Annotated in this window: 12 protein-coding genes; 6 read left to right on the top strand and 6 right to left on the bottom strand. The window is 52.2% G+C overall.

All coding sequences use genetic code 11. The annotated features are described in order from the left end of the window. The first annotated feature begins 33 nt into the window (after positions 1-33). From IPM28_16850 to IPM28_16835, 4 genes are read left to right on the top strand one after another with little or no spacing between them, the layout of a single operon-like run. Positions 34-1,632 carry a long-chain fatty acid--CoA ligase gene (locus IPM28_16850; protein ID MBK9174652.1) on the top strand — a complete coding sequence of 533 codons (1,599 nt, stop codon included), beginning with the start codon at positions 34-36 and terminating at the stop codon, positions 1,630-1,632. Further along, on the top strand, positions 1,633-1,986 hold the full coding sequence (locus IPM28_16845) for a cytochrome c (GenBank protein ID MBK9174651.1): 354 nt from the start codon (positions 1,633-1,635) through the stop codon (positions 1,984-1,986). It abuts the gene before it with no gap. Between the two features lie 6 nt (positions 1,987-1,992). Continuing rightward, entirely contained in the window at positions 1,993-2,892 is a 900-nt protein-coding gene (locus IPM28_16840; GenBank protein MBK9174650.1) for a TIGR01777 family protein, read from the top strand. Positions 2,893-2,895: 3 nt separating this feature from the next. Further along, complete coding sequence (locus IPM28_16835; protein ID MBK9174649.1) at positions 2,896-3,351, top strand: GNAT family N-acetyltransferase; 456 nt, start codon at positions 2,896-2,898, stop codon at positions 3,349-3,351. Here IPM28_16835 and IPM28_16830 read toward each other — a convergent pair. The 4 genes from IPM28_16830 to kynU form a co-directional block, all read right to left on the bottom strand. Then, the gene (locus tag IPM28_16830) at positions 3,344-4,087 is read right to left on the bottom strand and encodes a cyclase family protein (protein MBK9174648.1); all 744 of its coding nucleotides are present in this window, start codon (positions 4,085-4,087) and stop codon (positions 3,344-3,346) included. The two genes, IPM28_16835 and IPM28_16830, sit on opposite strands and share 8 nt — an antisense overlap. Before the next feature lie 41 nt (positions 4,088-4,128). Further along, complete coding sequence (locus tag IPM28_16825) at positions 4,129-5,502, bottom strand: FAD-dependent monooxygenase (protein ID MBK9174647.1); 1,374 nt, start codon at positions 5,500-5,502, stop codon at positions 4,129-4,131. 84 nt (positions 5,503-5,586) lie between these two features. Then, complete coding sequence (gene fdhF / locus IPM28_16820) at positions 5,587-8,262, bottom strand: formate dehydrogenase subunit alpha (GenBank protein MBK9174646.1); 2,676 nt, start codon at positions 8,260-8,262, stop codon at positions 5,587-5,589. Between the two features lie 83 nt (positions 8,263-8,345). Further along, positions 8,346-9,623, bottom strand: a complete 1,278-nt coding sequence (kynU, locus tag IPM28_16815; protein MBK9174645.1) for a kynureninase — start codon at positions 9,621-9,623, stop codon at positions 8,346-8,348. A gap of 176 nt (positions 9,624-9,799) precedes the next feature. Here kynU and IPM28_16810 point away from each other — a divergent pair, with 176 nt between their 5' ends. Beyond that, complete coding sequence (locus tag IPM28_16810) at positions 9,800-10,195, top strand: hypothetical protein (GenBank protein MBK9174644.1); 396 nt, start codon at positions 9,800-9,802, stop codon at positions 10,193-10,195. A gap of 72 nt (positions 10,196-10,267) precedes the next feature. Here IPM28_16810 and IPM28_16805 read toward each other — a convergent pair whose 3' ends face one another. Further along, positions 10,268-11,281 (bottom strand): amidohydrolase, encoded by a 1,014-nt coding sequence (locus IPM28_16805; protein MBK9174643.1) that lies wholly within the window; start codon positions 11,279-11,281, stop codon positions 10,268-10,270. A gap of 230 nt (positions 11,282-11,511) precedes the next feature. Here IPM28_16805 and IPM28_16800 point away from each other — a divergent pair, with 230 nt between their 5' ends. Then, a complete protein-coding gene (locus IPM28_16800) occupies positions 11,512-12,564 on the top strand; it encodes a hypothetical protein (GenBank protein MBK9174642.1) in 1,053 nt (350 codons plus the stop codon). A gap of 60 nt (positions 12,565-12,624) precedes the next feature. Here IPM28_16800 and IPM28_16795 read toward each other — a convergent pair whose 3' ends face one another. Beyond that, a complete protein-coding gene (locus tag IPM28_16795) occupies positions 12,625-13,359 on the bottom strand; it encodes a DEAD/DEAH box helicase (GenBank protein ID MBK9174641.1) in 735 nt (244 codons plus the stop codon). Positions 13,360-13,538 lie beyond the last annotated feature (179 nt).

Below are 13,538 nucleotides of genomic sequence, written 5' to 3'. Positions count from 1 at the left end.
ATACAAATCCCAAAAAATTAAATCGGAAAATCTATGGAATATAGCGCGACGACCCTCAACCTTGCGAGCCTCATCGAACATCACTCAAAACTTGCCCCTGAGAAAGAAGCGATCGTTTGGAATGACGTCCGTATGTCATACGGGCAGTTGAACGCAATGTCGAACAAAGTCGCCAATGCGCTTGTAGAGATGGGTGTTGGCCATGGCGATAAGGTTGCACTCAGCTGTCCGAATATCCCGTATTTTCCCATCGTCTACTACGGCATCATGAAGGTTGGGGCAGCCGTAGTTCCGTTGAGCGTGCTTTTTAAGCCGCGTGAGATCGCCTATCATCTTTCCGATTCCGACGCGAAAGCGGTTTTTGTCTTTGAGGGCACCGACGAACTTCCACTGGCGGCGGCGGTCAAAGCCGGGTTTGACGAAGTCGAATCGTGCAAACAAATGATCGTGATGACCAAGGATCCTGCAGGACCTAGTCCGTATGCTGAACATCGGACACTTGGTCACCTTATCTTTCCGCAAAAGGACACGTTCGTGACCTACCCGACCGCCCCGGGCGATACATGCGCGATCCTTTACACCTCAGGCACGACCGGACAACCAAAAGGCGCCGAATTGACTCATCTAAACCTGTGGTCAAATGTGGTGACTACCTACAGCATCCATCTGCCGATGCTGGATTTTACGTCGGGCGAGCAGATGACGTGTTTAATTACGTTGCCGCTTTTTCATACGACGGGTCAGACTGTGCAGATGAACACGAACCTCTACGCTGGTAATCGGGTCGTCCTTCTGCCGCGATTCGATGCCCAAACCACGCTCGAAACCATGGTGAAAGAGCGCGTGAATTTCTGGGTCGGCGTTCCGACAATGTACTGGGCACTTCTTAAGTTCGCCGAGGAAACCGGCTTTGACATTAGCCATATCAAGGACACGATGAAAGTGTGTACTTCGGGCGGAGCACCCATGCCGGTCGAAGTGATGAAGGCTTTCGAAGAAAGGTTTGGTGTCAGGGTCCTCGAAGGCTACGGCCTGTCCGAGACCTCACCGCTTGCCTGTTTTAATCATTTTGAAAAGCCGTCGCGACCTGGCACCGTGGGCCAATCCATCTTCGGTGTTCAAGTGAGATGTGTGGACGAAAGCGATAACGAAGTTCCTCGTGGAACCCGCGGCGAGATAGTGATACGCGGAACAAACGTGATGAAAGGTTATTACAAACGCCCTGAAGCGACGGCTGAGGCGTTCAAGAACGGCTGGTTTCACAGCGGTGATATCGGGATCATGGACGATGACGGATACATCGCGATCGTCGACCGCAAAAAGGATATGATCCTTCGCGGTGGATACAATATTTACCCGCGGGAACTTGAAGAGGTCATCATGACCCATCCGGCGGTTTCGCTATGTGCGGTCATCGGCGTTCCCGATGACCGGCTTGGCGAAGAGGTTAAGGCTTATCTTGTACTAAAGGACGGTGCTCAGCTTTCCGATGCGGCGTTCATCGATTGGTGCAAGGAACAGTTTGCTGCAAACAAGTACCCGCGTTACGTCGAGTTTCGTGACAGCTTGCCGATCGGAGCAACCGGCAAGATCTTCAAACGAGCACTCCGCGAGGAGGTTGCGGCAAAATAGATGCTCCGGTTCAAGGTCTTGCTTGTTTCGATCTTTGCAGTGATCGGCCTATCGGGCTGTTTTGGTTCCGCTTCGGGCGAATATGTCCTTGCGGAAAGCAAGGCTTACGAGGCAACGCTGTTTCGTCAAAATTGTGCCATCTGCCATGGAACCGAAGGCAACGGCAAGACCCTCGACGACGGGACGGTCGTTCCAAGCCTCAGAAACGGCGAGTTTAAGGCGAAGACGGAGAATGAGATTTATAGGCAGATAGCCGACGGCGGTAACGGAATGCTTCCTTTTCGGCAACAGTTGACCGAGCGCGAACTTCGGCTGATGGTCGACCTTGTCAAACGAGACCTGCGGAGGCAGTAGAAAGATATGAAGGCATTGATAACGGGCGCTAGCGGTTTAATAGGGAAGGCCTTGCAGCCCGTATTGAAAGGATCGGGATGGGAGCTTTTGCTTGCTTCGCGCAGTGAACCGAAAGACACCGATCACATTCGTTGGAATATCGACGAGGGGTTTGCGGATATCGATCTCTCTCGGCTCGAGGGACTCGACGCGGTCATTCATCTGGCCGGTGAAAACGTCGCGGGCCTGAGATGGAGCGACGAAAAGAAAAAGGCGATCCGTGACAGCCGCGTGTTCGGTACGCGGACCATCATCGAAGCCTTTGCAAAGATCGAAAAGAAGCCAACGGTTTTCATATCGGGCTCCGCGATCGGATTTTATGGCGACCGCGACGATGACGAAATGACCGAGACGAGCTCGGCGGGCGATACATTTCTGGCCGAAGTCTGTAAAGAATGGGAAGCCGAATCGAGACGGGCAGAGGACATGGGGATCAGGACAGTTCTATTGCGGACCGGTATAGTTCTCTCGAAGGATGGCGGAGCCCTGGCGACAATGTTGACGCCGTTCAAACTTGGCGTTGGCGGTGTCGTCGGCAGCGGAAAACAATGGATGAGTTGGGTGTCGCTGGACGACGTTATCGGCATCATCGAGTATACGCTCGAGAACGAAAAGCTTCGCGGTGCGGTGAACGTCGTTTCACCGCATCCTGTAACCAATGAAGAGTTCACCAAAACGCTCGGCAGCGTCCTTTACCGCCCGACATTTCTGCCATTGCCAGAATTCGCAGTGAATATGGTATTTGGAGAAATGGGCGATGCATTGCTGCTCGATTCGACGAGAGTGATCCCTAAGCGGCTGATCGACGCGGGATACAAGTTCAAACACACCGCACTGAAAATTGCACTCGAACAAGCACTCAAATAGTCCATGATCGAGATCCGCAGAACCGATGCGAGCGACGAAGATTTCTTCAAGTTGGTCGAGCTTCTTGATACCGAATTGGCTGAACGCGACGGAACCGAACATGCCTACTATGCCCAATTCAATAAGATCGAGAATATCCGCCATGTTGTGATCGCTTGCGTTGGGGGCAGATCCGTATCTTGCGGAGCGATAAAGCACTTTGGGTTGAAAACAATGGAAATAAAGCGGATGTTCACTATTCCGGACCATCGCGGAAAAGGCATTGCCGCAATGGTATTGGACGAGCTCGAAAAGTGGGCGCTCGAATTATCCTGCACCAGATGTGTGCTTGAAACAGGCAAAAAACAGCCGGAGGCGATCAGGCTCTACACAAAATGCGGTTACTCTTTGATTCCGAACTACGGGCAGTATGCCGAGATGGAAAACAGCGTGTGCTTTGCGAAAGAAATTGTTATTTGACCTGCAGCAGTATTGGTCGGCTTGGCGCACAATCGGAATCGAATGGGGCAATTTGAAGATTCAGAAGGTATTCTCCATCTGCGATCTCATCCGGAACGTAGATCAATTCTGTTATTGACGAATCTACCCTCGTCAATGCGTTGCGCTCAAAGCTCCCTTCTTCTAAGTTCCAAAAGATTCGGTGGTTAACCAATTTACCGTCATCGTATAGCCGGTCGATCGACGGCAGATCTGTAAGTAGGTGTCGGAACCGGCTTTCAACGATGAACCGGACCGCTTCAGCCGTGAAGTACGGAGGTATCCTGACAGCGTTTTGATCCGCGATGCCATATTTGCGGGTCAGTTTGTCGTCATCATTGGGCAAAGTGCGGACGATCAACGCATACTTTTCCTGAAAACCTCTGCCATCGCCTGAAACTGCGGTTTGCTCTGCTAACGCGATCCGCAGGTCGTCTTCAGTGATCAGCGGTTCGTTGTCTACAAACTTGGGTTCTACCGATATAAGGACCGCACCGGTAAATGAATCCTTCAGGCAATCCCGGATCGAAATTCGTTCATGGGTTACATGGCCAACACACTCGGTATGGGTCCCGTTGCAATGTGGAATAAAAGTATATTGCTCAAAATTCACGCTCCCGCCGAGCCGCGTATCGCCGATCAGATCTCCCGCCCGAACGGGCTCCGAACGCGCCTCGTGCACACCATATGCGTTCGGCTGCGGGCCGCCAAACCTCATAGGAATTGAGAGATCAGCGACAAATTTCACGCCCTCAAGGTTCATCCGGCCTCTTTCAACTGTGCTGCAATGCTTCCGAGATCTAGTTCGAGGGCATCTTGAGTTTTCGAACAAATCTCCATAAGCAATCGATCTTGCGCGTTACCTTTCGATAGCGCGACCGAATACGGTATGTCTTCGCGAAAGGTGACCATCGAATATTTGGAAAAATAATCTGTGTAGTTTTGCTCGAGCAGGGTTTCCAATTCGCGCTTGCGTTGAAAGACGGGATCGGCCGTCGCATCACGCATCTCGTAGAAATTCCCTACGGCGAGATCAGCTATCGCATCGGTGTTTATCTTTCTTAATGCTCCATATTCCTTATATATGGATTCCCAAGCGGCACCGTGTTTCTCGATAAGCGAATCAAGCACACGGACATCTTCGAAAGCGCAATTCATTCCCTGCCCATAGAAAGGAACGATGGCATGAGCGGCATCGCCGAGCAAAAGCGATCTCCCGCCGACGTTCCAAGGCCAGCATTTGATCGTGCCAAGGCTACCGGTCGGGTTTGCAAAGAAATCTTCGACAAGCGACGGCATCAGCCGAACCGCATCGGGAAACTCACGCTGAAAGAAGTTAAGAAGCGCGGCATCGTCAACGAGTTGGTCAAACCCAGCTTCGCCGTTTCCGTTATGTGACAGAAAAAGAGTGCAAGTAAAGCTGCCGTCAAAATTCGGCAGTGCGATCATCATGAACTTATGCCGCGGCCAGATATGCAGTGCATTCGGCTCGAGCAGGAAATTCCCGCTCCGCGGGCTCGCACCTTCCAACACTTCCGGCAGTTCGGAAGCAGGCGGTATCACTAGTTCTTTATATCCGTGTTCCAGAAATTCAGATGAAAACTCGAATTCCGCGATCTGTCTCTGCATCGCCTGTCGAACCTGAGAGCCGGCTCCGTCGGTCGCGATCACCGTATCGGATCTAAGAGTGCGCCCGCCTTCGAACGTCACCTCACCGTATTTGCAGTCGAAATCTGTACATCGCTCGCCAAAGATAAACTGCACTCCCGGATACTTCTCTGCTTCATTCATCAAAGCGATGTTGAGTCCGGCCCTGGAAACCGAATTTATGTACTCACCTTTGCGACCACTGTAGGGAAGGAGTTTCGTCGAGCCGTCGACAGAGTGGATCATCCGGCCACGCATCGGCATCGCCTCGGCAAGCATGAATTCATCCATTCCGACCTGACGAAGGGCGGCGATACCTCGATCAGACAACGCAAGGTTGATCGAGCGTCCTGCCGCCACCTGCTCCTTCCGCATGTCTCCGCGTGCTTCGAATACATCGACCTGGATGCCGCGTTTCGCAAGAAAGATCGCCAGCAGTGATCCTGCCAACCCCGCACCGATGATGATCACCCTCTGATTGCTCATTTTTTTGAAAATCGCTGTACGGCAATTCGGATGAAAGCCGTTTGGGAATTATACCAAATAAAAGAGGTTCGAATCCCGACGGATCTAGGATTGGGTCTTTTCGATGCGTACACTAGTGACCTTGAATTCAGGTGCGTGAGTGAAGCGGTCGCGTACAGGTGATGTGATCCGGTTCAGAAATATCCTCGCGTCGTGAAACGTCGCAAAAAGCTGTCCGTTCTTGACCGCCGTCGTGATTTCGGCCGGAAGCTCTGCCTGACCGTATGCGCTCACTAGCCGCACCGGGTCTCCGTCTTCGATCCCATATAATTCGGCATCGTCTGGGGATATCATCAGCAGGTCGGTTGGCCGCAACTCGACATTTGGCGTTCGCATCGTCATTGTTCCCGCATTGAATTGATGCAGCGTCCGCCCGGTCGTCAAAAGGAACGGGAACTGATCGTTAACGGCCTCCTTTGTCGGACGGTACTTGATCCGACGCAAGGACGCGGTCTTTCCGATCGAGAACTCGTCGGCATGAAGGATTTCGGTCCCCGGATGTCCAATGTCAGGACATGGCCATTGAATTCCGGATCGATCGATCCGGTCGTAGGAAATGCCGCTGCCGCCCGGCCAGACGTTACGTATCTCATCCCAAACATCCTTCGAAGTGCCAAAGGAAAAGTGCTCGCTGTAACCCATGGCACCGGCAAGTCCGCAAATTATCTCCAGATCTGAACGTGAGTCGCCCCGCGGTTCGATAGCTTTCCTGATCCGCTGTATCCTCCTTTCGGCGTTCATGAATGTGCCGTCCTTTTCGAAGGAAGATGCGGCCGGTAAAAAGACGTTAGCGAAACTCTTTGCCGTTTCGTTCAGGAAAAGGTCCTGCACGATCATGAAGTCGAGATTCCCGAGGCTTCGTTCCGTCTCGTGCGAGTTAGCATTTGAGAGAAAAACGTCGTATCCGATCGTCCAGAGTGCTTTGAGTTTCCCATCGCGTGCGGCGTCCATCATCTGCAATTGGTCGAGACCAGCGGTCATCGGAAGCTTTACGTTCCAAACAGACTCAAAGGCGGCGCGACCCGCTTCGACCGCGATCGAGCCGGTTAGTATTCCTGGGTCACAGCCCATGTGTGCCGAACCCTGTACGTTGTTTTGTCCTCGGAGAGGATTGACGCCGGAGCCCGGCTTGCCGATGTTGCCGGTGAGCAATGCCAGGTTCACGACCGCCATGACACCCTCAGTTCCCTGAAGATGTTCGGTCATACCAAGGCCATGCATAGACATCGCCGGTTTGGCGGTTGCATACAGCCGCGCAGCCTGACGAATGAGTTCGGGTTCGATGCCGCAGCGTTCGGCCACCGCATCTGCCGAGTAGTCAGCGACGAAATCACGATACTCCTCGAATTCGGTTACTCGCTCTTTCACAAATGCTTGGTCATACATTTCTTCGTCAATGATCGTATGTGCCAACGCATTGAAAAGGAGGATATTGGTACCAGGTCGAACCTGCAGGTGAACATCGGCAAATTTGGTCAGCTCCGTCTTGCGCGGATCGATCACAATAAGGTTCGCTCCCTTTAGCACCGCTTGCTTTATCCTAGCTCCGGGTATCGGATGATTCTCAGTCGGGTTCGCACCACAAAGAAGTATTGTCGAGGCTCGTTCGATGTCGTCGAACGAATTCGTGGCAGCACCTGTACCAAGCATCATTTTCATGGCTGCTGCAGACGGCGTATGGCAAACTCGGGCACAACAATCGACGTTGTTTGTTCCAAATACGACGCGAGCAAATTTCTGTGCAAGGTAGTTTTCTTCGTTGGTCGCTCGCGCAGAACCAAGTACAGCGACGCTATCAGGTCCGTTCTCTTCGATGATCCGAATAAGGCGCTTTGCAGAGTACTCTAAGGCCTCTTCCCAGGTTGCATTGTGCCAATCACCGTTTTCTCGGATCATCGGTTGCGTGACTCGGTCGGCTGCGTCGACGAAGTCGAATGCATATCGGCCTTTCACACACAGATGCCCGCGATTTACAGGTGCTTCGCCTGCCGGCCTGATCTGGACCATGCGGTCGTCTCTTGTTCCGGCGTACATCTCGCATCCGGTACCGCAATAAGGGCAGGTTGTCTTCGTCCAGACTGTCGGCTGTCCGCGTTCGATGAGAGACCGATCTTCCAAAGCTCCGGTGGGGCAAACGTCAACACACGCACCGCACGAAACGCAGCTGCTATCGCCAAACGCACCGAATGAATCGGGCACTATCTGAGAATCCTCGCCGCGTCCGACGACCTGCCAAACGTACTGTCCTTGCACCTCATCGCAGATCCGAACACACGAATAGCAATCGATGCATCGCGACATATCGACTTGAATATAAGTGTGCGAGTTGTCTTTACGATATCCATTCGTCTGAGCCGAAAAATCTTCGGAGGTCAGACCGTATTGACGAGCAAGTTTGTGAAAGGGTTTTTCGGGAAATCGCTCGAATGCCTCGGCCGGATAGTCCTTGGCGAGCATTTTCAGGTTCCAGCGTCGAGCTTCTTCGACCTTTGGATCATGGGTTTCGACGGCCATGCCGTCCGTGAGCATTGTTTTACACGATATCGTTTGGTGTTCCGAGCCATTGACCTTCACCAGACAGAGCCGACACGCACCAGCCGGCTTCAGACGCGCGTCATTGCAAAGCGTTGGAACAACAAACCCTGCTTTCCGCGCTGCATCAAGGACCGAAATACCGCTTTCGAATTCAAACAAACTTCCGTTGATCGACGCCCTGACCATGTGACCTCCCGGATAGAACGATATTCAAAAACTTTCGGGACCGGGCCTATTTGCAGGTTAAGCCAAAACGATATGACGACAGTCTAGCGCAATGCTGACCGCAAAATCTCGTAAAACCGGTAAACCTCGGAAAAAGAGTTATAAAGCGGCACTGGGGCAACCCTTATCACATCAGGCTCACGCCAATCGGCAATGACCCCGTTTTCGGTCAACGCTTCAAACAATTTCCTCCCAGTATCAGTTACGCGAATCGAGATCTGACATCCGCGTCCACTGACATCCGGCGGTGTTATCATCGAAATACGCTCGTCTTCGATCGTTCGAAGCAAAAAAGCAAGGTAACCCGTCAACCGAGTTGACTTTTGCCGGAGTCGCGGCATACCGGCTTCGTCAAAGATCTCAAGCGAGGCCCGGAGTGCTGCAAGTTGCAATATCGGTGGGTTAGAAAGCTGCCATCCCTCGGCACCCGCAAGCGGCTTGAACTCCGGTCCCATCAAAAACCGTGTATCCTTGTCGTGTCCCCACCAGCCGGCAAAACGAGGAAGATCAAAAGAACTGGCATGCTTTTCGTGAACAAATACACCTGCGATTCCGCCCGGTCCGGCGTTCAAATACTTGTAAGAACACCAGGCGGCGAAGTCGACCTCCCAATCGTGAAGACGCAGTTCGAGATTTCCTGCAGCATGAGCGAGGTCGAAACCGACAACACATCCCTTTCGGTGACCTGCGTCGGTGATGGTCGGGATGTCGAACGCCTGACCCGTATAATAATTGACTCCGCCAAGCAGTATTAATGCGATCTTGTCGCCGTCGCGTTCGATGGTCTCAACTATGTCTTCGGTCAGCAGCGTCGTTTCGCCACTGCGGGGAGCAAGTTCGATCAGTGCCGCACTACCTAACCCATGAAAATTCAGCTGCGATATTACGGCGTATCGGTCTGACGGGAACGCTCCCTTTTCGATCACGATCTTAAAGCGCTCGCTGGTCGGCCGGTAGAAAGAGACCATCAGGAGGTGAAGATTAACCGTAAGCGAGTTCATTACGACGGTCTCGATCGGCATCGCCCCGACGACCCGAGACATCTGATCCGTAACAAATTCGTGATAGGGAAGCCAGGGATGACGAGCGTGCAGGTGCCCATCTACGCCAAGGCGTGCCCAATCATCGAGTTCTTGATCAATGTATACGCGTGCGGTTTTTGGTTGGAGACCGAGCGAATTCCCCGTGAAGTAAATTGAGTCCGTGCCGTCTGACGCCTTTGGGATGTGGAAACGGTCTCTGAAAAGGCCTAGATCATCATGACGATCTGCATCTGCTGCAAACTCGATATCATTTTCGAACAATTCACCGTTGGCCACCATAGGTTTTCGTGAACACTTTACCTTATGAGGAACAAAAGTCGAACCCGGGTCGTAATCCGAACTGCGACGCGGCAGTCGATCCATTTATTACTTGATACGAAATGCTCCGCGAATTCGCGTTTACCGATGAAAGCGATTTCGCTTTCTTCAAATTACAAGACAATACGGAGGCTATAATGAAACGATTCATACAGATAACATCTCTTTTCGCATTCGCTTTGATATTCACTTCTATCTCAGCGAGCGCGCAGTCGGTGACAAAACTAGACGCCGATATCGCTTTTGACTTCAGCGTCGGCGACAGGACCATTGAAGCCGGAAGATACGAGATCCGGGTCACGAAAAATTCCGCCGGCGGTGCCGCCGTTAGCATAGTTAACGAAAATGGACGGATAGTCCATTCGGTAATGGCAATGATCAACGGATCAACAGCTAAAGGTAAGGCCGAGCTCGTATTTGACCGAAGCGGTGAAAAACGCGTTCTTAGCGGAATTGCGATGAGCGATTCAGGAGTCACGCTTCCGACAAACGGCAAGGGTAAATGGTACGTCGAGGTGAACGCAAGCGAGTAATTACGTTTGCAGGACATCGATTCAAACCAGGGGCTGCGTTTAAGCGCATGCCCTTTTTTCGTGTTTGAGTAGTCAAAGGCCAAAACGCGAGCCATCGATCCCGAGCCATTTAAGAGCAGTACCGTTTAATAGTTGCTCCTCTGTTTCTTTATCGAATCCCATTGATTCGATCATCGAACCTGGTTTTGACTCGCCAAGCGGGAACGGATAATCGGACCCGAGTGCGACACGGCCCGGCCCTGCAATGTTCAAAAGGTGGCGAAGCATCGCCTCGTCGTGAACCAGAGAATCAAAGAAGACCCGGTCGACATATTTCGCCGGGTCATTCGGATTATCTACCGCCACGAGATCCGGTCTAACATCGAATCCATGCCTGATCCGCCCCAAGGTCGCAGGAAACGAGCCGCCGCCGTGAGCAAAGCAGATCTTCAAACCAGGTAATTTTTCGAGTGTGCCTGAGAAAATAAGCGAACATATCGCCCTCGACGTCTCGGCAGGCATGCCGACGAGCCAAGGCAGCCAGTATTTTTGCATGTCTGCCTCACCCATCATTTCCCATGGATGAACGAAAACGGCCATCTCCATTTCGTTACAAGCGGCAAAGAGTTCAAAAAACGACGGATCACCTAAATTGCGCTGGTTCACATTCGTGCCGATCTGCACACCAAGCAGGCCGATCTGCTTACAGCGCTCGAGTTCCTTGATCGACAATGCCGTGTCTTGCATTGGCAGCGTTCCGAGTCCAACGAACCGCAACGGAAATTCGCTAACGATCTCGGCCAAGTGGTCGTTAAGAAACCGCGAAACCATCAGGCCGTCCTCGGCCTTTGCCCAATAGCTGAACATGACCGGAACTGTTGAAAGTACCTGAACGTCAACGTCGGTCTGATCCATTTCGCCGATCCGCACGGCAGGATCCCAGCAATTCGCCTCGATATCGCGAAATCTCTTGCCGTCGTCTCTCACCATCGTCGCACAGCACGGCTTGTAGTGGTCGAGCGTGATGAACCCGCCGTATCCAAAGGCACCCCTCCAATCTGGGATGTCCGCAGGAATTATATGCGTGTGGATGTCGATCTTGAACATCTTGGAATTCTTTGGGTTGTCGGCACCCGAACCTCGGCTTTGGCTGAGTTGCAGGTTTCATTCTCACATATGTCCGACAAAATTAGAACCGAATGACCGGCGGCCGCTAATTACTGCGATGTCGGGAATTAAAAAAAATTTACTTCACGTTTTTAGCCAACTATTTCGTATATCGGAAACATCTGTTATCTTTGGTTGTCTGCTTTTTAGATCTTTTTGAGGTATTTACCATGCAAACCAGAGTATTTTCCTTTTTCGCCGCCATTCTCTTACTCTCCAATCTCGTACTAGTCTCAACCGCTAACCCCACCGTCCGAAGTGTGAAGCGGGCAAAGACCAACCAATTGGTTTCGATGCTTCCGGCGTCAGACGGCATCGTCACGCTCGATGTGAAGCGCTTTTTTGGCGAGGCTTTACCGATAGTACTCGCCGCAAAGCCAACGATGCTTAATGAGATACTCGCGAAGGTCGCCGCCATGCAGGAACGGACGGGGATAGACGTCAGACAGTTCGAGTTCATTGTAGCCGGCATCGCAGCGAATAAGGTCGGTGATAAGCATGATGTCGATCCTGTAATGATCGCCCGCGGGGGGGTCAATTCGGCCACGATCATTGCCGCAGCTAAGACTGCAGCTGACAACAAATTCAAAGAGGAATCTGTCAGCGGTAAGACGATGTACACTTTCGCAGCAAAGGAGATCGCAGCAAAGATCGCCGATAATGCCGGCAACGCAAAGAACGAAAAGGCAACAGACAAATTTTACGGAAAATTGTCGTCCGATCTCGCGATTGCTGCGATCGATGCTAACACCATAGTCTTCGGAGGTGCCACGCGCGTTCGCCAGACCCTTGAGGGTCGTTCAAAGCCTTCAGCCGAGATCACTACTTTACTGAACCGCAAGGAGTTCTCAGTCGTGAACTTTGCCGCGAAGATCCCCAGCGGGATGAGCGTCTTTTTGCCCCTCGAAAATGATGAGCTCGGAAAGAGTGTCGATTCTATTCAATACGCTTTTGGTAACATGGACATAGTCGCAGAGCAAGCTCTTTTCAGCATGACAGCGAAGACCGCCCAAAGCAGTCAGGCACAGGAGCTGCACGATACGCTGCAAGTTCTGCAAAGCCTGGGTAAAATGGCACTCGGCAGTTCAAAACGGCCTGATCAGCAGCTTTACGCGAGGCTGATCGAGAAAGTGAAGTTTGGGCGTTCGGGGTCTGAGGTCAGCCTCGACCTCGAAATCCCAAAGGCCGATATGGATATGCTCATGGGCATCTTGATAAAATAAACAGCAAAAAAACAGGATCCTAAGGCCGGACGCGATAATGTCCGGCCTTTCTTGTTGCTCTTATCGCCGACGACGAAATCCCCGGCTGCGTTCGCGAGAAAACTGCTCGATATCAGGGTTGATGTTCCCGGCTCGTTCGAAAAGTGGATAAAGCTGAAGGTTACTCGAAAGATATGCCGCCCGAAGCTCGACCGGACGCGTTCCTGCCCTATTGATCACCCTGACTCTGGTTCCGCGCACTTGTTCGATCCAGCCCGCGAACTCTTCAGCCCGGCCAACTGTCGCCGATAGCAAGAGCAGTCTGATACGCGGTGGGGTCAGGATTATTGCCTCTTCCCAAACGTGACCGCGTTCATCATCCGATAGGTAATGGGCCTCATCGAGAATGCAAAGATCCGTTCGAACCTGGTCTCCCTGTCTCATCGCGTCAAAAAGTTGGTTTCGATAGATCTCGGTCGTGCCGACAATAAGCGGAGCATCATAATTCTCTTTCCGGTCACCTGTGAGGATACCGACATTCGCTACCCCGAATTCGGCAGCGAACTCGGCGTACTTCGAGTTCGTCAGAGCTTTTAGCGGCGTCGTGTACCATGCCCGCTTACCCGACGCCAGTAGTCGCCGGATCTCTTCCCGAGCTATCCACGTTTTGCCGCTGCCGGTTGGGGCCGTAACCAAAACATCGTCACTCTCTATTGCGTTGAGTGCTTCGAGCTGAAAGTCATCCGGCTTGAACGGTAACGGGTCAGGGACGCCGATGCCTTTGAGAAGATGCTCGACCGCTTCAAGCTGCCGCATGGTCTGGCGTGTTTCGGGACGAGCGGCGGAACTTTCTATTGCAAGTTCTCGTTTAAACGTTCGTTCCCTATTGTCCCTGGTTCGTGTTGTTTGGGGTCGCTTTTTTTTTGGTTTATTGTCACGTCGTCGGGGCATATTGGCAGAATATTAGTCTTTAGGAGAGCCAAAGTCTAATGTTT

Source organism: Chloracidobacterium sp. (assembly GCA_016716305.1).
In the GTDB taxonomy this organism is placed as follows: Bacteria; Acidobacteriota; Blastocatellia; order Pyrinomonadales; family Pyrinomonadaceae; genus OLB17.
Note: the sequence above shows the minus strand (reverse complement) of the source record. Positions and strands in the feature narration are given on the sequence as shown.

Coding starts and splice junctions, on each gene's coding strand:
- IPM28_16800 (MBK9174642.1), top strand. CDS start 11,512: ATGCAAACCAGAGTATTTTCCTTTTTCGCCGCCATTCTCTTACTCTCC.
- IPM28_16810 (MBK9174644.1), top strand. CDS start 9,800: ATGAAACGATTCATACAGATAACATCTCTTTTCGCATTCGCTTTGATA.
- IPM28_16805 (MBK9174643.1), bottom strand. CDS start 11,281: ATGTTCAAGATCGACATCCACACGCATATAATTCCTGCGGACATCCCA.
- IPM28_16835 (MBK9174649.1), top strand. CDS start 2,896: ATGATCGAGATCCGCAGAACCGATGCGAGCGACGAAGATTTCTTCAAG.
- IPM28_16830 (MBK9174648.1), bottom strand. CDS start 4,087: ATGAGGTTTGGCGGCCCGCAGCCGAACGCATATGGTGTGCACGAGGCG.
- IPM28_16795 (MBK9174641.1), bottom strand. CDS start 13,359: ATGCGGCAGCTTGAAGCGGTCGAGCATCTTCTCAAAGGCATCGGCGTC.
- IPM28_16850 (MBK9174652.1), top strand. CDS start 34: ATGGAATATAGCGCGACGACCCTCAACCTTGCGAGCCTCATCGAACAT.
- fdhF (MBK9174646.1), bottom strand. CDS start 8,262: ATGGTCAGGGCGTCGATCAACGGAAGTTTGTTTGAATTCGAAAGCGGT.
- IPM28_16825 (MBK9174647.1), bottom strand. CDS start 5,502: ATGAGCAATCAGAGGGTGATCATCATCGGTGCGGGGTTGGCAGGATCA.
- kynU (MBK9174645.1), bottom strand. CDS start 9,623: ATGGTGGCCAACGGTGAATTGTTCGAAAATGATATCGAGTTTGCAGCA.
- IPM28_16845 (MBK9174651.1), top strand. CDS start 1,633: ATGCTCCGGTTCAAGGTCTTGCTTGTTTCGATCTTTGCAGTGATCGGC.
- IPM28_16840 (MBK9174650.1), top strand. CDS start 1,993: ATGAAGGCATTGATAACGGGCGCTAGCGGTTTAATAGGGAAGGCCTTG.